Raw genomic sequence first — 23,408 nt, forward strand, 5'->3', positions numbered from 1 at the left:
TCGAGCACCCCGCTAATAGATCAAAATGACGATCAATGCTCCGATCAGCAGTCCCAGGCTCCTGCTCATACGCTCGTACCTCACCTGATCTGCCTGCGCCTGCGCTTCCTCATGGGATAACTGCTGGATGGTCAACGCAATGTGCTTGATCTGGTCTTCACGGTCGCTGGTTCCAAGACTGTAAGCAAGCTGCCGCATCGCTTCCTTCTCGGCTTGATTCATAGAGGAACGGCTCCACGAGTCTTCAATGGCTTTATGCAAGCTTTCTCTGGCAGTCAGGCCAAAAGAGGGGTGCATCCAGCGTGAGGCTTGCTGAAACAGAGTGCGTAAGGGCTCTCGCAAGGGCTCTCCTGTCTTGGCGAAAGCATCTGGTAGCGGAGACACCCCGTAGGAAACCTCGGTGGTCAGTCTTTGCAGCGCAAGAATCAACTCCCTGATTTGCCGCGGCCTCATCGCAAACTGCCTTGCCCGCTGCCAGCCTGCCAGCGTAGCGGCCAGTATAACCAAGGCTGCACCCAGCAGCTTAAGCATAGGAGATGCCCCCATTCTGCCCTTCTCCAGGCAGTGTAAGCCTGCGCTGCTTGGCATCTGCCAGCCGAAATGAGACGCCCCGGCTCGTCCGCTCCAGCATGACGTAGAGCTGGAACAGCTCTTGCCCTGTAGTTAATCCAGCAAAAGCAGACCGGGTCGCCATTTCAGCCACATCGCGACCATGTGCGGAAGCAATGACTGCAATGCCTGCATGAAGTGCTTCGCGCACCGCCTCCGCATCTTCCGGTCGTCCGATTTCATCAACAATGAGGACATCCGGTGACATCGAGCGGATCATCATCATCATGCCTTCTGCTTTCGGACATCCGTCCAATACATCGGTGCGAGGCCCGACATCAAAACCGGGGATACCTTTGTGACTACCAGCGATCTCAGAGCGTTCGTCTATAATGCCTATCTTGAGTCCATTCCGTCGCCCCCCATTGCTTTCCATCTCTCCGTAACTGAGTTGCCGAGCCAAGTCCCTAAGCAGTGTCGTTTTGCCATGCTGAGGAGGGGACAAAATGAGAGTGTGCCGGATTTTCCCGGACATTCGATCTGCTACATAAGGCAATATCCGATCAGCTATGCCGGGAATTGCACGAGCAATTCTTACATTAAAGCTGCTTATATCCCTCAAATGCTCCACTCGTCCTCGGTTGAGCACGGTTCTCCCTGCCAAGCCAATACGATGACCGCCAGGGATCGTAATAAACCCTTTACGAAGCTCCTCTTCCATGGTATACAGGGAATGATTGCTGATAAAATCCAGCAGTCGGTGGGCATCCTCACGGTCAGGCTTATAGGCTTCCACATGGTTCAAAGTCAGCCGACCCGTAGACGTTACAAAATGATGATCACCATTTGCATTAATTTCCAACGGCCTTCCTTCCCTGACCCGGATTTCTTCCAGTTGCTTAAATACCGTTTCTGGAAGCCTTCCGAGTATACCGTGCAACGGTTCGGGAAATAACTCCAGCCATTCCATACCGATGCCGCCCCCTCACAGTTGTCCTTTTTCTTTAAGACAAGTCTATGGTTGACTCTCGCTTTTTATGCCGAAAATATATTGAAAACCTAGGCAAACTTTTGCTAACTCCTATCAACGCTCAACAGACCTTTCCCCCGCTTGTTAAAGCACCTATTCTCTAATTCGCACAAATAAAAAAGGGCCTCTCAAAGCCTTGTCGGCTAAGGGAAACCCTTGGGTAGAAAAGATAGATTCAGCAAAAAAAGAGGCTGCCCCTCAGTCTAACTCTCACTGATGGGACAACCTCTTAACCTACTGCTGTATTCTATGATTTATCAAACTATAAATAGAGGGCATATAATGTATCAACCTTTACCTGTCATAGCATCGTTCACATTAGACATATTCAGGGTCTAGATCACGTTGCAGTTATTAACGACGGTCTTGCGGTCCACCCACAAACGCTTGCTCCTCGGTGTCCAGGTTATAAGCTGTATGCAGCGCCTGAATAACCTCATGAAGTTTACCCGCTTCAATTACACACGATACTTTGATTTCAGATGTACTTACCATTTTAATGCTAACGCCTTGCTCTGCCAGTACGGCAAACATTTGCGCAGCAACACCCGGATGGCTAACCATTCCTGCACCTACAATGGATACCTTCACCAGGTTTTCCTCAGAAGTTACTTCACGGTATGGAAGCTCTCCACGAATACCTTCCAGCGTCTTCAGTGCTGCTTCACGATCCGTCAGAGCTACTGTAAAGGAGAAATCCGCTTTACCAGCTTCAACCCCACTTTGTACAATAATGTCTACATCAATTTTGGCTGCCGCCAGTGTTCCGAATACTTTCGCCAGTACACCAGGGATATCCGCGACGCCCAAAATACTGATTCTTGCTACATTTTTATCATATGCAATCCCACTGACTACAACGCCCTGTTCCATTACTGCATCCTCCTTTACGACCGTTCCTTCATTATGGTTAAAACTGGACCGCACAATCAGCGGTACCCGGTTATGTTTGGCATATTCTACCGCACGAGGATGCAATACAGCTGCACCCAGATTGGCTAATTCCAGCATTTCATCATAAGAAATTTCTTTTAGCTTACGAGCAACTTTCACGATCCGTGGATCTGTTGAATATATACCGTCCACATCCGTGTAAATTTCGCAGGCATCCGCTTGAATCGCCGCCGCCAGCGCAACGGCCGTCGTATCAGAGCCACCACGTCCCAGCGTCGTAATGTCTCCCTCTGCAGACATCCCTTGGAAACCAGCTACAACAACGATCTTGTTGCTGCACAGTGCATCCAGCACACGCTGAGGTTGAATATCCGTAATCCGTGCTCGACCAAAGTCAGATTCAGTACGAAAACCAGCCTGCCATCCCGTAAACGATACCGCTTCATGACCCAACTGCTGAATAGCCATCGACAATAAGGCGATTGAAATTTGCTCACCTGTCGTCATCAACATATCCAACTCACGTGCAGGCAACTGCTCATTCAACAATTTGGCCTGGTCAATCAGTTCGTCTGTCGTGTCTCCCATTGCGGAAACGACCACTACACATTGATGCCCTTCACTCTGTTTCTCAACAACGCGTTTTGCCACGCGCTTCATGCGCTCCGTGTCACCGACGGAACTGCCTCCGAATTTCATGACATACAAAGACAACGTTATTCACTCCCTCAGACTCAACAGTATGTAACCTTGAGATGGCACCAAACGACTGAACGTGACATCCTGCGGCATAACTTTAGTACAGTATAATACGAAAGTGCTGTGTGGAGCCAATGTTTTTTAATATTAGTGCTTATAAAAATATCCCCTGCCCTTAACAAGGACAGAGGAAATCTAAAAGTTGCAAATTTTATGCGCGAGACATGTATTTGCCGTCACGTGTATCAATCAACAATACGTCATCTTGGTTAATGAACAAAGGAACTTGAACATTCAAACCCGTTTCCAGTTTGGCATTTTTGGTAGCACCTGTAGCCGTATTACCTTTAATGCCTGGCTCTGTTTCGATTACTTTCAGTTCCACGCTTGTAGGCAGGTTAATACCCAGAATTTCGCCGTTATAGCTGACGATATTTACATTCATGTTTTCTTTCAGGAAGTTAAGCTCCCATTTCAGTTGATCGCTGGACAATGTGAATTGATCATATGTTTCATTATCCATGAATGTATGGTCGTCTGCACTAGCGTACAGATAGGACACACCACGATTTTCGATTTGCGCCCGACCGATCGTTTCACCCGCACGGAATGTACGTTCAACGGTGTTACCGTTACGCAAGTTTTTCAACTTTGAGCGTACGAATGCTGCACCTTTACCCGGTTTTACGTGTTGGAAATCCAGCACCGTAAAAATATCTCCGTCTACCTCGACGGTCAAACCTGTTTTAAAATCATTAACGTTAATCACTAAAATACCCCTCCTACAGGACTGTTATCGTTATTAAACGACTGTAAATTCTTTGCTCGAATGTGTTAATACTTTGATGCCGCTATCTGTAATAACGATATCATCCTCGATCCGTACACCGCCCAATCCAGGCACATAGATACCTGGCTCGACCGTTACCACCATACCCGGCTCCAGAATATCATCACTCGCCTTCGACAGACGTGTAGATTCATGTACTTCAAGACCCAGACCATGACCTGTACTGTGCCCGAAATTGTCTCCATAGCCATGGCTCGCAATAATATCCCGGGTCAGTGCATCCGCTTCACGGCCTGTCATACCCGGCTTAATATGTTCGAGTGCGTGAAGCTGCGCCTTAAGTACAATATCGTAGATCTCACGCAATTGGGGCGCTAAATCCCCTTGTGTAGCCACTGTACGTGTCAAATCGGAGCAGTAGCCATCCAGCAACGCACCAAAATCAAACGTAATCAGCTCGCCTGCTTGTACTAACTTAGCACTGGCTACGCCATGAGGCAGAGCCGAACGAACCCCGGAAGCCACAATTGTGTCAAATGAAGAGGATGTAGCTCCCTGCTTGCGCATGAAGAATTCCATTTCCAGATCCAGCTCACGCTCGCTGACACCTGGCTTGATGTAAGGTAATATGTGTGCAAATGTAGCATCTGCCAAATCCGCTGCCCGCTGCATCACTTCCAGCTCTTCTGCATCCTTGTACACCCTTAACTTCTCCACAATGCCCGACACCGGAACCAGTGAAATAGGTGACAAATCTTCGCTATAAGCTTTATGCGTCGCAACAGTTACAGCGTCTTGCTCGAAGCCTGTTTCGCTGATCTGATGGGAAGACAGCAATTCTTTCACCGTTTCCATGACCTGTGCAGCGTGCTGCACCACCGTGAAGCCTTCGGCTTGTTCGGTCGCTTGCGTCATATAGCGAAAGTCAGTCAGCAAATAGCTATGGGATTCCGTAATCAGCACATAACCCGCCGAACCTGTGAAGCCTGTCAAATATCGACGATTGACAGGGCTAGTAATTAGCATAGCCCGCAGATTATGCTCGCCCAGCGCCTGCCGCAGCTTTAACACCCGGTCATTCTTCATCTTTCATTCCGCTCCCCTCTGTCAAATAACCAAATGCTATTTTAACACAGGGAATAGGCGCTTGAGAAGTTTTTGTTACGTTCAGCCCTCAGCTTTCTCAGGCTCGCGCTTTCTTTCATCCGTATACTCGACAGCAACGGTATATCCGATAAATAGTCCCCACAGCATAAACACACAAATTTCCGTATATAAGGAATTCCATGTTAACCGATCAGGAGGATTCATCATCCCTAGCTTAGGACCTGTTAATACAAATAAAACAACCCACCAAATCAGGCCATATACAATTCCGGGTAAAGGACCCTTAAATCTGCGCAGCAACAGAGTGTACACCAGTGAAGCTACGACGGATAATGCAATAAAAAACAGTAGCCCTACCAGGTGCCCCGCCATGGTGTTCATAAACGAATGCTTGAAAAAAGGCTCTGCGAGAAAGGCAGGCGCTACTACCGTAAAGTGCAACTTATAAAACAGCCAGCGCAGCAATCCCCAAAGCAAACCCGCAAAAAAACCCAACTCAAGTGCAAAAGGAATGAGAGGCGTATGTATTTTGCCTGACTGCTGCCTGCCTCTACCACTGTCGTTATGATTACGTTGATCCTGAGATTCGCGAGACTGCTCCTGTTCATCTCCTATCTTGGGTATAGAGTAGGTTTCACTCATGTTGTTTAATCCCCTTTCAATATGCAAACTTTTTCCATGGTAAAGACTATTGCAATCGGAAATGCATGTACTTCCATCGGATTCTGCATTCCCATTTTGCTAGGTAGTATGCTCAAAAGGAGGATCGTTTAACAATGAACCGGAATGCTGAATAATAGCAGCTTACCAGTTAAGCGTTCGGACCCGTTTTTTGCATTGACAAAATTTCAATCCTCTATCATAATATAACGATGAAAATGATAATCATTATCATTTTATAAAAACATATATACAGGAGAACGCTTCTATGAAAAAGGGACTAATTGGGATTTTATTGTTAATGGTTTTTACGCTCACTCTGGCAGGTTGCGGAGCAGCCGACAAAGCATCGGATAAAGATCAGGCACCCACGTCGGGTAGCAAACCGACTGACACAGCGACCGATCCTGTGACGGTAAAGCATAATCGTGGTGAGATCACGCTCAACAAGCCCGCACAGCGTGTCGTAGTACTGGAATGGACATTTACAGAGGATTTGATTGCATTGGGCGTTCAGCCGGTTGGTAATGCTGACAACGCCAACTACAAGGTGTATGTGACACCGGAGGCGGCTCTGGACAGCAGCGTGGTCGATGTCGGTACGCGTAACGAGCCGAACCTGGAGGCGATTGCTGCATTGAAGCCGGATCTGATCATTTCCAATGTTGATGGGAATGAAGCTATCTATGATCAACTCAAGGCCATCGCTCCGACGATCGAATATAATCTGAACGATGGTAACGGCTACGATCATGATAAAATGGTAGAAATTTTTAACAGCATCGCAGTCGCTCTTGGAAAAGAAGACAAAGCTAAGCAGGTGCTTGCCGAACTGGATCAGCATTATGCTGAAGCCAAAGAAAAGCTCGCCGCTGCTGGCAAGTCGGATTATCATTATATACTGACACAGGCTTTCACTTCGCAAAATGCGGCCAGCCTCCGTATGTTTTCGGATAACTCAGTCGTCGTGGCAACACTAGCGAAGATCGGTATGATTAACGATTGGAAACCGAGCAAAGTTGAACAGTATGGCTTTTCAACAGTAGGCATTGAAGCTCTGTCTGCCGTTCAGGACAGTAACTTTATCTATATTGTGCAGCCGGATGATAATGTTTTCGGCGAACCCATGAAAAATAATTCGGTCTGGAACGGTCTGAATTTCGTTAAAGAAAAACGTACCTACTCACTGAGCGGTACGACATGGACGTTTGGCGGCCCTCTCTCTTCAAAAGGGCTGGTTGACCAGGTTGTCGGGGCGATTACGCAATAGGTTGTTTCCGATATTCATTCGGTTTTATAATGATTAGCATTTATGTGAGCAGTTTGACGCTCCATAAATGCTTTTTTTATAAGCCTGTGGTTTCACCAGTTTCATCTAACTAGATATTCCCTTCCAAATTCGATACAATATACAAAAAAGCATGTATTAAGAGAGGTGAGACGGTTGTCACAAGCATCCAAGCCTGTGAGCTACGGCGGTCAGGCAGTCATTGAAGGTGTCATGTTCGGCGGCAAGCGTGTCAATGTCACGGCAGTTCGCCGCAAAACTGGCGAAATCACATATTTGGAAGTACCACGCAAGGAGCAATCCTGGGTATCCAAATTCCGCAGAATTCCTTTATTGCGGGGGATTGTAAGCATCATCGACTCCAGCGCTAAAGGTACCAAGCATTTAAACTATTCGGCCGATGCGTATGCTGATGATGAAGTAGATCCGGAGCAACGCGCTGAGCAAAAGAAAAAAGAAGAATCTCGCTGGAGTCTGAGTATGATGATCGGTGTGGCGGCGGTCGGTATTTTGTCATTCCTGTTTGGCAAAATTGTATTGACTCTCGTTCCGGTTATTGTAGAGAATTTCCTGTTCGGTAGCTTGTTTCACAGCCAAATTTTGCATAACCTCGCAGAAGGAGCTATTAAGCTGATTCTGTTACTGGCTTATTTGTGGGGTATTTCCCAAACTCCGTTAATTAAACGATTGTTTCAATATCACGGTGCAGAGCATAAAGTAATTACAGCATTCGAAGCTGGGGAAGAACTAACTCCGGCCAATGTGCAAAAATACAGTCGTCTACATTACCGCTGTGGTAGTAGTTTTATTATGCTGACTGTGATCATCGGGGTGCTTGTCTATTCCTTATTTACCTACGATAATCTGTGGGAACGTATGGGGCAACGGCTTTTACTACTTCCGATCGTACTGGGGCTTTCTTTTGAATTTCTCAAGCTGACCAATGCCCTTCGTGAAATTCCGGTACTTCGTTATTTAGGTTACCCCGGTCTGTGGCTGCAACTACTTACCACCAAAGAACCGACTGATGATCAAGTGGAGGTATCTATTGCCTCATTTAAGCGTATGCTTGAATTGGATGCTGAGTTGGAAAATGTACCTGTAAAGGAGACCTTCAACAGTCCGGTCCTTGATCCTGTGAAAGGATGAGTGAATAATGAACAGACATGCCGTTATTTTCTGGCTTACCCTTGCTTTGGGTGCATATGGGATTGTGGATATGCTATGGAGAGGAAGCTGGGGCTTTCTCATGAGTTTACTAATTCCCGTCCTTGTTTTTGCAGTTATATTTCTGCTATACAAATACCTGCCAGGACAACGCAATCGTCCCAAAATCAAACCCTCTGTGCGTACCATGGCCAAAACAACCAACTCACGTAAGCAGCAGACTACAGGCAAGCGCAAAGCGTATCCTTTTCATGTGATTGAAGGTTCTAAGGGAAAGAATGAAGAAGAACAACCTAAATATCATTAATGATAATCATCCTTTAAAATGTAGCACAAAGGAGCCATCACCCGCGTATTCAAATATGACCGGGAAGAGGCTCCTTTTTTACACCCTTTTAAATTAACTTTAACTGCGAGTTAGTGTTATTTCATAGCGTACATGGTATCCTTCATCAATTGGTACTTGCTATACTGCTGCTGGTAAGAAGTGATGCTCCATTTGTGGAAAAAAGCATCCCCTGCCTGCACACCGGAAGCATACAACAAATCACTTTGCTCTGTAGAAATGTTAAATTGTGCAGTGCGGATACCCAATGTTGGAATCTTAATCGTCCGATACCGATTCTCCTGCTCAATATATCGCTCATCGTGTGCTGATAGCATGGTATCAAAAATAGCCTGCAGCATGGTCAATGGACCCCGTATATAAGAAACTTTGGTCTCAGTACCCGTTTTGCCCACCATTTGAAACCCTACCGTTGGAATCGTTTTGGCCTCACGTTCATTTACAGGCTCATCAAAAAGCCACAAGGGCAAATTGCTTAGTAAAGCCCCATCAACTACAAAAACAAATTGCTGAGAAAAGGTCTTTCCCTTGGCAAGTGCAGAATCAAGCCTTAACATAACAGGATCAAAAAAATAAGGGATACTTGTGCTCATTCGAATGGCTTTAGCTACCTCCAGTGAAGAGGGATTGATACCAAAACGTTTGATATCCTCAGGAAGCACTAGAATGCGTCCATTCGTGATATCTGATGCAATAATGCGCAGTTTGCCAGGAGGTAAATCCGCGAATGTACGTACCCCCTTAGCTCGTAATAGCTCACGCACCCAGTGCTCCAGTGCCTCCCCTGAGTAGAGCCCTTTTTTAAGAAAGATACGAGCTGCTGGTCCAACCCACTTAATATTGAACACTGGAGAACGTCGTAACAACTTGACCAAGGGGGTTTTCTCAATTACGGCTTTCATTTCATCCGCAGAGTATCCCGCAGCCAATAAAGCAGCTACAATAGCACCTGATGATGTACCTGCCAAACGATTGAACACAATTTCATGCTCCTCCGCAGCCTTAACTGCACCTGCCAGCGAAATTCCCTTAACCCCTCCACCCTGGAACACAGCATTGATCAGCATAGATCAAAAAACCTCCGTTCTCTTGGGAGTAAGCAGTTCTACTGCTTATGTATGAGAACGGAGGCCCAAATAGAACCTATATGATCCAATTTATATCACATTTGATAATAATTTTGAAGAAGCTGAATGAGTCCGTATGGATTTTTACGCAAATGCTGTGCACTAAAGTAAATATCCCCTTTGACCTGTTTATAATCTTCGTTCAGTTCAAGCTGCTTAATTAGCTCTTGAGCCGTTTGCCAGCCCTTTTCAGGGGTGCCGATCTTATAAGGAGAATGACCGATATACAGCTTAACATCTGAGTTTTTGACCTCATTGGACCACCATGCGACAAGCTTGTCATATCCCGCCGCCGGGAAACCGATACTCCAGTAAATTTGTGGAGCTACATAATCAATCCATTCTTTGTTAATCCAGGTTCTTACATCCGCAAACGTCGTATCATACGCTGTAACGCCTGCCTTCGTGTCTGAACCCGTTAAGTCCTGAGATTTGTTACGCCATACCCCAAAAGGGCTAATTCCAAATTGAACTTTCGACTTGCTGGCATGAATACTTTTGCTCAAATCGCGAACAAAATTGTTCACATTATCTCTCCGCCAGTCGCCCTTGTTAGAGATTTTGTTGGCATTATATGCTTTGAAGGTCGCATCATCATCAAAAGTCCCGCTGTAAGGATAAAAATAATCGTCCAAATGGACGCCGTCAATATCATATCCGTTCACGACCTCCATAATCGCCGCAATGACATGCTGACGTGCAGCCGGAATTCCTGGATTGATGTACAATTGGCTACCATTCTTAACAATCCAGTCTGGATGTTGATTAGCCACATGATTTGCAGCCAAGCCGCTGGTTGTTCCTGTAGAATTCGCACGGAACGGATTAAACCAGGCATGGAATTCCATGCCTCGCTTATGCGATTCGCTAATCATAAATTTCAAGGGATCATAGCCTGGATTTTTACCTTGGGTGTTGGTCAAATACTTGCTCCATGGTACGAGACTCGACGGATAGAGCGCATCGCCGCTGGCACGAACCTGAACAAATACCGCATTGATGCCCATCCCCTGCAAATCATCGAGCATTTTAGTAAACTCCTGCTTTTGCTTCTCGGAGCTGCTTCGGGCAGCAGAAGAAGGCCAATCACCATTAATGGTAGAAATCCATGCCCCACGCATGGAAGTTGAAGCCTTTACCTGAACAACATTTGCCTGTGAAGAACTTGAACCGTCCTCACTAGTAGACGTTGACGGTGAAGTGACAACCGTCTGCTCATTATCGCCGGCTCCCTGATCCGTACTTACACTCTCCTGATTGCCAGATGCAGACGTATCTGATGTGGAAGCACTGTTTCCCGCCGAGCTACTCCCACCCGTAGAGACACCTTCCTTACCACTACTTAGCGTAATGACTCGCTCTGAAGCTTGCCAATCCACTTTTAATCCCAACTCTTCCCCAACAAAACGCAGTGGCACCATGACTCTCCCGCTTGTCATACGGGCAGATGCATCCAGTCGAACTGACTTACCATTCACCGTAGCGCTTTGTGCACCATTCTCCATAGATATATTTTTGTTCTGTGCTGTAATCGTTACCGTACCGGACGATTCCGACCAGTTGACCTGAGCGCCCAATCCCTCACTAATCACTCGCAAAGGAACCATCGTAACATTGGCTCCCTGTACAATATACGGTGACGCGTCACTTTGCAGGGACTGTCCGTCCAATATAATTTCAATATTACCAGTTGGAGCTGCTTGAACTCCAGGAACGATGGCAGTCTGCACTGCTAAGAGTAGGCCAGCAGCCATTGCCACTATTTTCTTTCGATTCATATTATTACAATCCTCCGCTAACCCTGTTAATTTTAACCCCTATCTTGTCCTGCTATATAATGGATAGACGCTAATAACCGGATATTTGTTGCGGTCGGGACAAATAAAAAAGCATCGTCCGTAAGGACAGATGCTTTTAGGAATCTCCACTCAATTCCTTGTGTATGTCATGAAGCTGGCGCAAGCGATCTTCATCCCGACGAAAATACTCAACCAATGTTTCGATACGGGTGATGGAATCCCAGCTCAAATGATGCTCAATACCTTCCACATCTTTATATATCAGGTCCTTGTCAACCCCAATCATATCTAGAAATTGCTCTAATAACTGATGGCGATCAACCAACCGTTTGCCGACCTTTTTCCCTTTCGGTGTCAAAATCAGTCCCCGATACTTCTCATATACAAGATAATCGTCTTTATCCAACTTCTGAATCATTTTGGTAACAGACGAAGGATGCACCTCTAACCCCTCTGCGATATCCGAGACACGAGCATAGCCTTTCTCATCAATCAGTTGGTAAATGCGTTCCAAATAATCTTCCATGCTTGGCGTTGGCACTTGTTTCCCTCTTTTCTGTTATTGAACGGGCGCTTACCGCCTTCATTTCCTGCGTTAAACCTACTATGTAATGATACATGTTATCATTGCCCATTGGCAAGTCTCATCCCTTCACTCACAGCTATTGCCACGATTTGTTCAATTTAAGCCGGGCACACTAATCTTGTCGTCCTGTATCGTTTATTTCTGCGGCAATATGTTAAAGTTGGACACCAGAGCACTGTGGATTTATTTCGAAAGGAGCGTTAGCCATGTCAACGCTTGAGCGTACTCCTGTCCAAATCAGAGGAACCAAGCCATTTTTGCCTGACCTGGTGTTTTTTGAGCCAGACGCACTGAATTATCCCAAGGGCCAGCGTATTATGGATTGGGTTAAAGCCAAGGATATTCCGTATCGGATGACTACCTCTCACAACCGAATTACCAATTTACCAGGTGAAACTGAAGTTGAAAAGTACCGAATGGCAAAAAAAACTTTGGTAGTCGGTATCCGTAAAACGTTAACTTTTGACCAATCCAAGCCCTCTGCCGAATACGCCATCCCCATTTCGACTGGTTGCATGGGGCACTGTCATTACTGTTATTTACAAACAACCTTGGGAGCAAAGCCGTATATTCGTGTATATGTCAACACTGACGATATCTTATCAGCAGCTAAAGCTTATATCGAGGAGCGTGCGCCTGAAATTACCCGTTTTGAAGCAGCTTGTACCTCCGATCCGGTTGGTTTGGAGCATATCACCGGAACGCTTGGAGACTTGATTCGTTTCATGGCAGATGAGGAATTTGGTCGTCTGCGTTTTGTTACTAAATATCATCATGTTGATCCATTGCTGGATATTAAACATAATGGTCATACTCGCATCCGCTTTAGCATTAATTCCGATTATGTTATTAAACAGTTTGAACCTGCAACTTCACGCTTCGAGGAACGTATTGAAGCCGCGGGCAAAATCGCACGAGCCGGTTATCCACTGGGGTTCATCATTGCACCCATCATCTGGTATGACGGCTGGGAAGAAGGTTACGGCGAGTTGCTGCGCAAATTGGGAGAAACCTTGCCCCAGCATGCTACAAAAGATTTGACGTTCGAATTAATTCAGCATCGCTTCACCAAAACATCCAAAGCTGTCATCGAGAAACGTTATCCGAAAACCAAGCTGGAGATGGACATAGAGAAACGCAAGAAAAAATGGGGCCGCTGGGGACAAAACAAATATGTTTATCCCGATGAACAGCAAAATGCACTGCGAGAGTTTATCACAGAGCGCATTTTTGAACATTTCCCTTTGAGTCGTATTGAATATTTCACATAACTAACATCCAATCTGGGGTAATCTGTTGTAAAAATAGCGTTACATCGGTCATATGATCCGTTACCAGTAAAATGCCAGTGATAACAAGTAGTATGCCACCTGTTTTGATGAGAATGGAGGTATAGCGAGAGGATAGTCTAACAGAGCCTGCCAGCAAAGCTAATACAAAAAATGGAATCGCAAAGCCAAGCGCATAGCCTGTAATCAGCTTGAACCAAATGTGATGCTCTACTGCCGCCAAAGCGATAATGGCCGTTAGCATGGGACCGATACAGGGCGACCAGCCTGCCGCAAACCCAATTCCGATCACAAAGGAACCGGCGTACCCGGCAGGCTTCCATGTCCAGCGAAGCTTATGCTCCCTCATTAGAATCAAAGGACGCACCACACCAAGAGATACCAGTCCCATTAGTAAAATAAGTAACCCTGCTACCACTCTTAGCGTATCCCCATAATTGGCAAACCATTCTCCAAGCAACCCGACACTTGCGCCCAGTGAATAGAAAACGACCGAAAAGCCCAATACAAAAGCAAGCGTATGTCCCATCGTACGATAACGAACCTCGGCCTTGTGCCGTCCTTCAGCCAGTTCACGCGCAGACATCCCTGTCATATACGATAAATAAGATGGATACAGCGGTAAACAACACGGTGAAAAAAAAGAAACCAGTCCGGCTACGATCGCCAACCCGGCGTTGATATTTGTCATCATCATTTCCCCCCACCTGTCTTAAATGAACACGAGCAAACAAGCCCTGCCTACTAAAACATACGTATAGCGGGAGCAAAATATGATGCAAGCCAAAAAGCGTATGCCCAGGAAGAATGATTCCCGGACATACGCTCATTACGTTCTTTTATTTTTACATAGCGTACTACTTTACAACTGCACCATTCGGCATACCTTCCGGTACGGTGGCCAGCGTAAGCTGATCTCCATGTGATGCTGCCAAAATCATACCTTGCGACAGCTCTCCCCGAAGTTTTACTGGCTTAAGATTGGTCACACAGATCACCTTGCGCCCAATGATATCTTCAGGCGTATAAAACTTCGCAATCCCTGATACTACTTGCCGCTGCTCATAACCAAGATCAAGTTGGAGCTTCAACAGTTTATCGGCCTTCTTCACAGGCTCGCAGGCGACGACCTGAGCAACGCGCAGTTCCACCTTGGCAAAATCCTCAATTCCAATCTCTTCCTTTGCCTCCGGGGCTTCCTGGCTCCCCTCAGATGCATTTTGCGGTTGAACTTGTGCTGTAGCTTCTTCCGGTTTCTTCCCCCCAGTCATTGCTTCCACGATAAAAGCAACCTCTTGCTCTGAATCCAGACGCGGGAAGATCGGATTACCTTTGACCAGCTGCGTTCCTTCCGGAATACGACCAAACTGCTTACCGCTATCCCATGTAGTCAGCTCACCTTGGCTAATACCAAGCTGTTCCCAAATTTTATGAGGAGCACGGGTTAAGAATGGCTGGAGTAAGATGGAAGCGATACGCAAGCTTTCTACCAAATGCAACATAACCGATGCCAATTCGCGACGTTTTGCCTCATCCTTAGCCAAATTCCATGGTTGCGTCTCATCAATATACTTGTTGCTGCGGCTAATAAATTGGCTAATCGCCGTTAATGCCACGGAAAACTCCATGTTTTCCATGGCTTCTTCTACTTTGCTATAAGTCGATGTTGCCATGTCTTCCAAAGCTCCGTCGAATGCTGTTACATTCGCTTCATAAGCCGGAACCTTGCCATCAAGATATTTATCTACCATCGCCACGGTACGATTCAATAAGTTGCCCAGATCATTTGCCAAATCCGAATTAACTCGATCTACAAAACTTTCTGGTGTAAATGTTCCGTCTGCCCCAAAAGGCACCTCGCGCAGTAAGTAGTAACGAAGTTGGTCCAGACCATAACGGTCAATCAACGTCACCGGGTCTACAACATTGCCTTTAGATTTCGACATTTTACCGTCTTTCATGAGCAGCCAACCATGTGCAAATACTTTTTTAGGCAACGGAAGATCCAGCGCCATCAGCATGATCGGCCAATATATCGTGTGGAACCTTACAATCTCTTTACCTACGATATGCACATTTGCAGGCCAGAATTTATCATACAACTCGGTATTGGAAGAGCCATAACCCAAGGCTGTGATGTAGTTGGAAAGTGCATCAATCCAAACATACACGACATGCTTCGGATCCCCCTTCACCTTAATGCCCCAATCGAAGGTAGTACGTGATACAGCCAAATCCTCCAGACCCGGCTTGATGAAGTTATTGATCATCTCTTTTTTACGTGATTCCGGCTGGATAAACTGTGGGTTCTCTTCATAAAATTGCAGCAACCGATCAGCATACTTGCTCATACGGAAAAAGTAACACTCTTCCTTGACCAGTTCTACAGGGTGTCCACTATCCGGGCTTTTTCCTCCAGCCACATTGCCTTCGGCGTCCTTCACCACGTCAACCAGCTGAGTTTCTGTGTAGTACGTCTCGTCAGGGATGCTGTACCAGCCTTCGTATTCTCCCTTGTAAATATCGCCTTGCTTCAGCAAACGATCAAAAATTTCCTGTACGACAGCCTTATGACGTTCCTCCGTAGTACGGATAAAATCGTCATTGGAAATGTCGAGCTTCCGCCACAGTTCTTGAATACCTGCCACAATATCATCTACGAAACGTTGCGGCGTTTTGCCTGCTGCACTCGCTTTCTGTTCAATCTTCTGACCATGCTCATCCGTTCCTGTCAAATAGCGCACTTCATAACCACGTAGCCGCTTGTACCGGGCCATTGCATCTCCCGCAACCGTCGTGTAAGCATGACCTATATGTAGCTTGTCGCTCGGATAATAGATCGGAGTCGTAATGTAAAATGTGTTCTCATTGGACATGTGTGTTGCCTCCTGTTTTGTTCACGGCAGCTCAATAAGATCTGCTGACATGATGGTACTCCAATTCATGAAATTGGCACAAATTGGGCACAAAAAAGACCCCCGCCCCTATGGGACGAGAGTCACCTCACGCGTTACCACCCAATTTTCCTGTATCCTCGCAGACTACAGGCTTCACCGGTCACATCTGACCGCCCATTAACGCTGGAACACGCCTCCCCCTTACGCTTGCCTCCTAAGCACTAATAACTGTGGCAAATACGCTCGAAAAAGGTTCCTCCAGGACCATATTCAGGCTTCGCTCCAGACCGGTTTGCAGCTAACCCCGGCTCTCTGTACTGGACAATTCACCCTACTCATCCCTTCGCAGGAAAACAATATTAACCAAAATATAACCAAATCCGCATAGCGCTGTCAAGTCAGGCCCTTCTCGGAGTGGGTAGCCAAACGATCTTCGCTGGACCTATCTGTCCTCTTTTTTGCAGGAGGGACCAAATCTACACCGCCCGGATGAAAGGGATGGCACTTGGCTATACGCTTTGCAGCAAGCCATGAACCTTTGAGCGCACCATGCACCTCTACCGCCTCCAAGGCGTACGCCGAACACGTTGGATAGAATCGGCAGGTAGCCGGCTTTAACGGTGAAATATAGGAACGATAAAACTTAATCGGAGCCTGTACCACTCTGCGTGTGGTGATTTTCATTTCAGTAGCCCCCGTGGCTGTGAGTGTGACTGCTCGTCTGTCTGAATCCCCTATCCGAATTACTATCAGTATGTCCATTCTTCTGTTGACATTCTTTACAATAACCAAAAATTTCAAACTTGTGCTCGACGATTTGGAATTGATCCGTTGTATCCGTCATTTGCATTGGGCAAAAAGAAATCGGTAATGTTTTCTGACAGCTCAAGCAAATCATATGGTGATGGTGATGATGCTCATTACAGCTCACCTTGAACTTCATTCCATCCTCAAAAGATACCTGTTCCAGCACACCCAATTCCTGCATTACACGCAGATTACGATAAACCGTATCAAAGCTAAGTCCACTGTACTTCTTACCCATATATTCATAAACGTCTTTGGGGGACAGATACCCTTCATTCTCGGAAAATAACGTAGCCAACGTCTTGCGCTGATCTGTAATACGCAGCCCCTGAGCGGACATTGTTGCAATAATCTCATCCTTTGTCAGCATGCGTTTCACCCTCCCCTGTCTGTAGTTTCAGGTTTTCTGATGCAGGCTTAGGCTTGCATCTATTTATTATACCACGATTAAAGTCAATATTATAAGAGATATTCGTATCTATACATAAGAAAAAGACGCTCTCCGGCGCTACGACCAAATTCGCAGCAGGAGAACGCCTATATTCTGCAAGTGACATCGACTTTTAAACGGTGAATGACGAGACCCAAGGTCTAAGCCGGCAAACAGCACCGGTTATTTCATATTAATTTTTAATAGCTGGTAAAGGCATAACTACTACGGAAACCGGCAAGTTACTTCCTGCAGCAGCAGTGAAATACATCTCTACACTTTCCTCGATATGCCCTGTGCGATACAGCACACTCATCTCATTTGGAGCCCATACCGAGCCGTTTGTCGGGATACCCACAACCTGATTGTTTACCATCGCATAGCCGGAATATTCGCCTCCACGCGGGTTGAACGTAATCAGTGAATACGGTGCTACATGATCCAATTTAACTTTATATACAACACCAAAATTACCGGCATTGGAAGCAGAAGAGCCGTCTAGACCATCCGTACCAATCAGGTTCGGATCTACCTTATTATCACCAAGAACGATACGTTGAGCTGTTTTACCAACCTCTTCGGTATAATTGAGCGAGATATCCGAATTAGCGTACGTTCCACGGTTATGAATACCGTCCTTAGGCAGTTTTGCCAGTGTAGGCAACGCGGTTAACGGATCTACATTTGCATCTAACACAATTACAGTGTATTGAATAGGTTGATCCGTATACAAATCGGATAACAGAGATATGACCTGTTTTTGCTTGATTTTTTGTGCATTCAAATCCTCTAGAATAATGCGGCTTTCCCCAGGATTTAGAACTGTGCTAGAACGCTTGCTTCCATCCTGCATGGATTGAAAATATCGTTGAATCGAGACTTTACCCGCAGCAGTGGCAAATTCAGATGGTCCAGCAAAACCAGAATTTTCGACATTCATGTTGGCAGGAGTAATATTGTTGTTGGTCGCAATCACGTACATTTTCACATCTCGACCCGTTTCATTCACATGATGGACGAGTATGCGCGTGCTGCCTGATCCGGTTTCCTGATACACAATTCCGTCCTGAAATACACGTTCCGGGCTGTTAGCACGGATCAAAAGACGCGGTGAAGATGTACTAGTCAAAGGAATGGTAGCCATGGTAGGCACCTGACTGCCGTCTACTGTATATTTATCACCATATGGTGTGAAGATTTTATTGAAATCATCTTCGTTGTACAGCAATTCATTCGTAATTTTAATTGTTTCACTTTTGGTACCTGTTGCGCCGTGCTTATCAGTCACAGTGAGTGTGATTGTTACATCACCTGGTTGGAAGAAGGCAAGTTTCTTATTCTCCCAATCACGCTTAGTGATAGCATTCTCATCATCTGTACTCAGGTCGGTAATGGTGATTTTCTCACCCATTTTGTACTCTTTTTTATCAGTTGTAAACAGAGCCACTGGCGGCTGATTTGGTGGTCTTACTGTAATTGTAACTGAGTAAGGATCACTCCAGTTCCCAGCAGAGTCAAGAACAGAATAGGTAACTACATATGTACCCGGCTCCTGAAATACGTCCTGCTTACCTTCCCAACGTTGGTTCACAATCGGAAGACCTGTAGGAGAAGATTCCTTCGTCAAATACGTAACTTGGGTTTCGCCCGCATAGATATCTTTTTGTTGAACCGTGAAGGAAGCTTTAGGTTTCTGATTCAAATCCATGATAACTTGTTTAGTCGTATTATTCACAGTATAAGGAATATTTAAGGCCTGTGTAATCGAGGTCAATGGCACCATAAATACGTTCTTTTGCTGAAAAGCCGGTCCCTTCATTTGTCTGGCTTCACCGTTAACCGTATAAACCTTGCTGTCTGTTTTAAAGCGCATGACATTTGTTCCTTGTGTGATTACGGTTTCTTTGGTGGCAGTGTCATAACTAAACTGCAATCCGACACGGCTGACAAGTGAACGGATAGCTACATAGGAAACTCCGTCCTTCACGGTCATCGGCTGAGTTGCTGTGTACACCTGTCCGTTTTGTTCCATTTTCGCGCTGTTTAAGTACAAAATCAATTGATTAGCACCCATGGATGTTGGAGCTCCACCAGGATTGGTGATCGTTCCGTCTCCACCGTATACATCATTGGATACGTTCGATCCGTTGGTTGTATCCGTAGGTAGGCCAGTCAATGGATCATTGGATACGCCTGTGTTATTAGGTGTCACCGTGTCAGTTTGTGTGCTAGTTCCATCTTGATCTCCGATACTATTCTGAACGCCTGAATCAGCAACATTGGCCTGAGTCTGCTGTGCGCTAACCGAATCGGTGGATTGAACGGTTGTTGATGCTGCTTCTGCTCCTACAGGGGCTACTGCGGCCACCTGAGCTACCGCAAGGGCGGTGAGCATGGTCCATTTCTTGAAATTCATTGTCTGTCTCCTTCTATCACCAAATTATTATCATTCCCGTAAAAAGTCATACTATTAGACGCGTCAGTTGTTAAAAAGTTTCTGGAAATTTTGCTGATCATGAAAAAAAGGGAACTTTCTCCTGTGACTGCAAAAAATTCAACAACAAAAAACCGCCGCCCATCTGACCTGATGTGGCGGCGGCTTCATTACTAGGAAATAGCTTTTGAGCCATTTACATTATGATGGACGACAGACAGAATTCTTTCCTGCAGTCTCCAGACGACCCTCTTCAATGAGTCGGTATGCACGTTGAACTTCTTCATCTGTAGGAGATGGAACTCCCTCCAACGGATACTCCTTACCAAGCATTTCCCATTTGTAAACACCCATTTGGTGGTAAGGTAAAATTTCGAATTTCTCGACTCCGTTCAACGTTCCGATAAACCGTCCCAAATTCAATAAATCTTGCTCGTCATCATGAATACCCGGTACAAATACGTGTCTAATCCACATTTTGCGCCCTTGCTCAGACAACCAGCGAGCCGTACTTAGCATACGGTCGTTAGACTTGCCTGTAAGCTTAATATGCTTGTCATTGTCAATATGCTTAATATCCAGTAGCACCAAGTCTGTTACGTCCAGCAGTTCATGGATACGGCCCGCGTCATTAAAACCGTTACTGTCCAGTGTCGTGTGCAAATTCCACCGACGTTTCACTTCTTTGAACAGCTCTGCGACAAAATGAGCTTGCAGCGTCGGTTCTCCACCGGATACGGTCAATCCGCCTCCTGAAGAACGGTAATAAGCTAAATACGGCTCAATCTCAGCCAATACCTCCTCCAACGTCATCGGATTACCTTCATTCAAGGCCCAAGTGTCCGGGTTATGGCAATATTGACATTTCAACAAGCATCCTTGCATAAAGAGCACGAAGCGGATGCCGGGACCATCGACGGTCCCGAAGGTTTCCAATGAGTGTATGTGACCTTTCAACATGTTGCATCATCCTTCCCGCATCCGCTATGCGTGCGTCATTGTAATACTTATTTACATTGTACCGTGGAAAGTACGGTTAATAACATCCAATTGTTGTTCACGAGTCAGCTTGATAAAGTTAACGGCATAGCCGGAAACACGAATCGTCAGCTGTGGATAGTTTTCTGGGTGTTCCATTGCATCCAACAGTTGTTCGCGAGCAAACACATTGACATTCAGATGATGTGCGTGGCTTCCAAAGTAGCCATCCATCATCGAAACAAGGTTTGTTTTGCGAGTTTCTTCTTCTTTACCCAGTGCTTTAGGCACGATGGAGAAGGTATTCGAGATACCATCCAGACTGTGTTCATAAGGCAATTTGGCTACGGAACTCAGAGATGCCAAAGCACCTTTTTTATCACGGCCGTGCATTGGGTTTGCCCCTGGTGCAAACGGTTCGCCTGCTTTACGTCCATCCGGTGTTGTACCTGTTTTCTTACCGTACACCACGTTGGAAGTAATAGTCAGTACAGATTGAGTAGGAACCGCATTACGATAAGCTTTATGCTTGCGAATCATGCTCATGAAGCTTTCTACCAGTTCCACAGCGATGTTATCTACACGGTCATCGTTGTTACCGTAGCAAGGGTATTCGCCTTCGATTTCAAAGTCAACGGCAATCCCTTTTTCGTTACGGATTGGTTTAACTTTTGCAAATTTAATGGCACTCAAGGAGTCGGTAGCAACTGACAGACCCGCAATACCACAAGCCATGGTACGGAGAATATCACGATCATGCAACGCCATTTCAATGCGTTCGTAGCTATATTTATCATGCATGTAGTGAATAACATTCAAAGTGTTCATGTACAGTTTTGCCAGCCATTCCATCATAGGTTTGAAGCGACTCAACACTTCTTCGTAATCCAGAACCTCACCTGTAATAGCTGGGAATTCAGGCCCTACTTGGACGCCAGATTTTTCATCTTTACCACCGTTAATTGCATACAGCAGAGCTTTTGCCAAGTTGGCGCGAGCACCAAAGAATTGCATTTGTTTACCGATTTTCATTGCCGATACACAACAAGCAATACCATAATCGTCTCCATAAATCGGACGCATCAGATCGTCATTCTCATACTGAATGGAGCTAGTCTCAATAGAAACTTTAGCACAATATTTTTTGAAGCCTTCAGGCAGTTTTTCCGACCACAGTACAGTCAGGTTTGGCTCCGGTGCAGGTCCCAAGTTGTAGAGAGTGTGCAGGAAACGGAAGCTGTTTTTAGTTACCCGAGTTTCTCCAGTTACGGACATACCACCAATGGACTCAGTAACCCAAGTTGGATCTCCACTGAACAGTTCATTATAGTCAGGTGTGCGCAAGAACTTAACAATACGCAATTTCATAACAAAATGATCGACCAGTTCTTGTGCTTGCTCTTCTGTCATTGTACCCTCTTCCATATCACGTTGAGAGTAAATATCAAGGAAGGAAGATACACGTCCTAAGGACATTGCTGCACCATTTTGTTCTTTGATTGCTGCAAGATATCCAAAATATACCCATTGGAAAGCTTCTTTCGCATTGTTAGCAGGTTTGGAGATATCAAAACCGTGCTCAGCAGCCATTTGTTTCAGTTCATTCAAAGCACGAATTTGCTCGGAAATTTCCTCACGCAGACGAATTACATCTTCTTCCATGGAATCAACTTCAAGGCTTTTCAGTTGCAGTTTTTTATCTTGAATCAAGAAGTCTGCACCATACAAAGCTACACGACGATAGTCACCGATAATACGACCACGACCGTATGCATCTGGCAAACCAGTAATGATACCAGCTTTACGAGCTGCTCTCATTTCATCTGTATAAGCGTCAAATACACCTTGGTTGTGCGTTTTACGAATATGAGTGAAGATATCAATGATACTTTCTGGTACTTCAAAACCATAGGCTTTGCAAGCGTCGATCATCATCCGAATTCCACCAAACGGTTGCAAAGAACGTTTGAATGGAGCATCTGTTTGTACACCGACGATTTGTTCTTTATCCCGGTCCAGATAGCCAGGCTTATGTGAAATAATGGTGGATGGCGTATTCACGTCTACATCAAGCACGCCGCCGTTTGCCAACTCTTTTTTAGTAAGATCGGATACAATATCCCACAGTGCAGTTGTGTTAGCGGTAGGACCAACTAAAAATTCTTCATTGCCAACATAAGGTAAGATATTGGTTTCAATAAAATCGTTGACGTTGACTTCTTTAGTCCATTTACCTTTTTTAAAACCTCTCCAGCCAGATTGTTGCTCTTGTAATTCTCTCTCAATCACCGACATGTAAATCCCTCCAAATTGTTTGGTCTTCCGGACTTGTGATTTTTTTCACGATAAAGCTATTTCTTGAGCCCGGCCTGTTCACCGATGCCTTACGCTCAGTGTCGGGACCTTTCTTACACCCTTATTGTAGAATAATGATAGAGTGTAGTATGTGATAAAAATCACAATATGAGTGATTTTTATCACTTTATTTTCCCTAGCTTCACGCCTATATCCTTAGCCTTGCCGTTCACCTC

Annotated in this window: 20 protein-coding genes; 4 read left to right on the forward strand and 16 right to left on the reverse strand. The window is 45.6% G+C overall.

Annotation, left to right across the window (positions count from 1 at the left end):
• Positions 1-12: 12 nt before the first annotated feature.
• The 6 genes from spoIIIAB to T3H97_RS15490 form a co-directional block, all read right to left on the reverse strand.
• Positions 13-531, reverse strand: coding sequence for a stage III sporulation protein SpoIIIAB (spoIIIAB, locus tag T3H97_RS15465; protein ID WP_328800185.1), 519 nt, complete (start codon positions 529-531; stop codon positions 13-15).
• Positions 524-1,519 (reverse strand): stage III sporulation protein AA, encoded by a 996-nt coding sequence (gene spoIIIAA, locus T3H97_RS15470; RefSeq protein ID WP_328800186.1) that lies wholly within the window; start codon positions 1,517-1,519, stop codon positions 524-526. Before spoIIIAA ends, spoIIIAB begins: the two co-directional genes overlap by 8 nt.
• Before the next feature lie 414 nt (positions 1,520-1,933).
• Positions 1,934-3,187 (reverse strand): aspartate kinase, encoded by a 1,254-nt coding sequence (locus tag T3H97_RS15475; RefSeq protein WP_328800187.1) that lies wholly within the window; start codon positions 3,185-3,187, stop codon positions 1,934-1,936.
• A gap of 196 nt (positions 3,188-3,383) precedes the next feature.
• Positions 3,384-3,941, reverse strand: coding sequence for an elongation factor P (gene efp / locus T3H97_RS15480; RefSeq protein ID WP_029517249.1), 558 nt, complete (start codon positions 3,939-3,941; stop codon positions 3,384-3,386).
• A gap of 33 nt (positions 3,942-3,974) precedes the next feature.
• Positions 3,975-5,048 (reverse strand): M24 family metallopeptidase, encoded by a 1,074-nt coding sequence (locus T3H97_RS15485; RefSeq protein WP_061829060.1) that lies wholly within the window; start codon positions 5,046-5,048, stop codon positions 3,975-3,977.
• An 81-nt stretch (positions 5,049-5,129) separates the two neighbouring features.
• On the reverse strand, positions 5,130-5,711 hold the full coding sequence (locus tag T3H97_RS15490) for a YqhR family membrane protein (RefSeq protein WP_328800188.1): 582 nt from the start codon (positions 5,709-5,711) through the stop codon (positions 5,130-5,132).
• A gap of 286 nt (positions 5,712-5,997) precedes the next feature.
• On the opposite strand from T3H97_RS15490, the gene T3H97_RS15495 reads away from it, so the two are divergent.
• The 3 genes from T3H97_RS15495 (at position 5,998) to T3H97_RS15505 (ending at position 8,491) form a co-directional block, all read left to right on the forward strand.
• Positions 5,998-6,999, forward strand: coding sequence for an ABC transporter substrate-binding protein (locus T3H97_RS15495; protein WP_328800189.1), 1,002 nt, complete (start codon positions 5,998-6,000; stop codon positions 6,997-6,999).
• A 174-nt stretch (positions 7,000-7,173) separates the two neighbouring features.
• Positions 7,174-8,166: a DUF1385 domain-containing protein gene (locus T3H97_RS15500; RefSeq protein WP_328800190.1), complete on the forward strand. Its 993-nt coding sequence runs from the start codon at positions 7,174-7,176 to the stop codon at positions 8,164-8,166.
• A 7-nt stretch (positions 8,167-8,173) separates the two neighbouring features.
• Positions 8,174-8,491 carry a hypothetical protein gene (locus T3H97_RS15505; protein WP_328800191.1) on the forward strand — a complete coding sequence of 106 codons (318 nt, stop codon included), beginning with the start codon at positions 8,174-8,176 and terminating at the stop codon, positions 8,489-8,491.
• Between the two features lie 116 nt (positions 8,492-8,607).
• Here the strand turns inward: T3H97_RS15505 and T3H97_RS15510 are convergent, their stop codons facing one another.
• From T3H97_RS15510 to mntR, 3 genes are all read right to left on the reverse strand, one after another.
• On the reverse strand, positions 8,608-9,597 hold the full coding sequence (locus T3H97_RS15510; RefSeq protein WP_328800192.1) for a patatin-like phospholipase family protein: 990 nt from the start codon (positions 9,595-9,597) through the stop codon (positions 8,608-8,610).
• Between the two features lie 95 nt (positions 9,598-9,692).
• A complete protein-coding gene (locus tag T3H97_RS15515) occupies positions 9,693-11,435 on the reverse strand; it encodes a family 10 glycosylhydrolase (RefSeq protein WP_328800194.1) in 1,743 nt (580 codons plus the stop codon).
• Positions 11,436-11,571: 136 nt separating this feature from the next.
• Complete coding sequence (gene mntR / locus T3H97_RS15520; protein ID WP_007430946.1) at positions 11,572-11,997, reverse strand: transcriptional regulator MntR; 426 nt, start codon at positions 11,995-11,997, stop codon at positions 11,572-11,574.
• Between the two features lie 251 nt (positions 11,998-12,248).
• On the opposite strand from mntR, the gene splB reads away from it, so the two are divergent.
• A complete protein-coding gene (gene splB / locus T3H97_RS15525) occupies positions 12,249-13,313 on the forward strand; it encodes a spore photoproduct lyase (protein ID WP_134903106.1) in 1,065 nt (354 codons plus the stop codon).
• Here splB and T3H97_RS15530 read toward each other — a convergent pair.
• The 7 genes from T3H97_RS15530 to pflB all read right to left on the reverse strand — a co-directional run bounded on the left by T3H97_RS15530 (position 13,306) and on the right by pflB (position 23,172).
• The gene (locus T3H97_RS15530) at positions 13,306-14,022 is read right to left on the reverse strand and encodes a cytochrome c biogenesis CcdA family protein (protein ID WP_328802836.1); all 717 of its coding nucleotides are present in this window, start codon (positions 14,020-14,022) and stop codon (positions 13,306-13,308) included. The two genes, splB and T3H97_RS15530, sit on opposite strands and share 8 nt — an antisense overlap.
• A 166-nt stretch (positions 14,023-14,188) precedes the next feature.
• Positions 14,189-16,207, reverse strand: coding sequence for a methionine--tRNA ligase (metG, locus tag T3H97_RS15535; RefSeq protein ID WP_328800196.1), 2,019 nt, complete (start codon positions 16,205-16,207; stop codon positions 14,189-14,191).
• Between the two features lie 414 nt (positions 16,208-16,621).
• On the reverse strand, positions 16,622-16,912 hold the full coding sequence (gene yidD / locus T3H97_RS15540) for a membrane protein insertion efficiency factor YidD (protein WP_328800197.1): 291 nt from the start codon (positions 16,910-16,912) through the stop codon (positions 16,622-16,624).
• A 1-nt stretch (position 16,913) separates the two neighbouring features.
• Positions 16,914-17,405 carry a Fur family transcriptional regulator gene (locus T3H97_RS15545; RefSeq protein ID WP_328800198.1) on the reverse strand — a complete coding sequence of 164 codons (492 nt, stop codon included), beginning with the start codon at positions 17,403-17,405 and terminating at the stop codon, positions 16,914-16,916.
• Between the two features lie 253 nt (positions 17,406-17,658).
• The gene (locus T3H97_RS15550; RefSeq protein ID WP_328800199.1) at positions 17,659-19,881 is read right to left on the reverse strand and encodes a copper amine oxidase N-terminal domain-containing protein; all 2,223 of its coding nucleotides are present in this window, start codon (positions 19,879-19,881) and stop codon (positions 17,659-17,661) included.
• 219 nt (positions 19,882-20,100) lie between these two features.
• Positions 20,101-20,859, reverse strand: coding sequence for a pyruvate formate-lyase-activating protein (gene pflA / locus T3H97_RS15555; RefSeq protein WP_328800200.1), 759 nt, complete (start codon positions 20,857-20,859; stop codon positions 20,101-20,103).
• Between the two features lie 51 nt (positions 20,860-20,910).
• Positions 20,911-23,172: a formate C-acetyltransferase gene (pflB, locus tag T3H97_RS15560; protein WP_103048672.1), complete on the reverse strand. Its 2,262-nt coding sequence runs from the start codon at positions 23,170-23,172 to the stop codon at positions 20,911-20,913.
• Positions 23,173-23,408 lie beyond the last annotated feature (236 nt).

It is taken from the genome of Paenibacillus sp. LX16 (assembly GCF_036252815.1).
Lineage (GTDB): Bacteria > Bacillota > Bacilli > Paenibacillales > Paenibacillaceae > Paenibacillus > Paenibacillus polymyxa_B.

Coding starts and splice junctions, on each gene's coding strand:
- spoIIIAB (WP_328800185.1), bottom strand. CDS start 531: ATGCTTAAGCTGCTGGGTGCAGCCTTGGTTATACTGGCCGCTACGCTG.
- spoIIIAA (WP_328800186.1), bottom strand. CDS start 1,519: ATGGAATGGCTGGAGTTATTTCCCGAACCGTTGCACGGTATACTCGGA.
- T3H97_RS15485 (WP_061829060.1), bottom strand. CDS start 5,048: ATGAAGAATGACCGGGTGTTAAAGCTGCGGCAGGCGCTGGGCGAGCAT.
- T3H97_RS15490 (WP_328800188.1), bottom strand. CDS start 5,711: ATGAGTGAAACCTACTCTATACCCAAGATAGGAGATGAACAGGAGCAG.
- T3H97_RS15495 (WP_328800189.1), top strand. CDS start 5,998: ATGAAAAAGGGACTAATTGGGATTTTATTGTTAATGGTTTTTACGCTC.
- T3H97_RS15505 (WP_328800191.1), top strand. CDS start 8,174: ATGAACAGACATGCCGTTATTTTCTGGCTTACCCTTGCTTTGGGTGCA.
- T3H97_RS15510 (WP_328800192.1), bottom strand. CDS start 9,597: ATGCTGATCAATGCTGTGTTCCAGGGTGGAGGGGTTAAGGGAATTTCG.
- T3H97_RS15515 (WP_328800194.1), bottom strand. CDS start 11,435: ATGAATCGAAAGAAAATAGTGGCAATGGCTGCTGGCCTACTCTTAGCA.
- splB (WP_134903106.1), top strand. CDS start 12,249: ATGTCAACGCTTGAGCGTACTCCTGTCCAAATCAGAGGAACCAAGCCA.
- T3H97_RS15530 (WP_328802836.1), bottom strand. CDS start 14,022: ATGACAAATATCAACGCCGGGTTGGCGATCGTAGCCGGACTGGTTTCT.
- metG (WP_328800196.1), bottom strand. CDS start 16,207: ATGTCCAATGAGAACACATTTTACATTACGACTCCGATCTATTATCCG.
- yidD (WP_328800197.1), bottom strand. CDS start 16,912: ATGAAAATCACCACACGCAGAGTGGTACAGGCTCCGATTAAGTTTTAT.
- T3H97_RS15545 (WP_328800198.1), bottom strand. CDS start 17,405: ATGCTGACAAAGGATGAGATTATTGCAACAATGTCCGCTCAGGGGCTG.
- T3H97_RS15550 (WP_328800199.1), bottom strand. CDS start 19,881: ATGAATTTCAAGAAATGGACCATGCTCACCGCCCTTGCGGTAGCTCAG.
- pflA (WP_328800200.1), bottom strand. CDS start 20,859: ATGTTGAAAGGTCACATACACTCATTGGAAACCTTCGGGACCGTCGAT.
- pflB (WP_103048672.1), bottom strand. CDS start 23,172: ATGTCGGTGATTGAGAGAGAATTACAAGAGCAACAATCTGGCTGGAGA.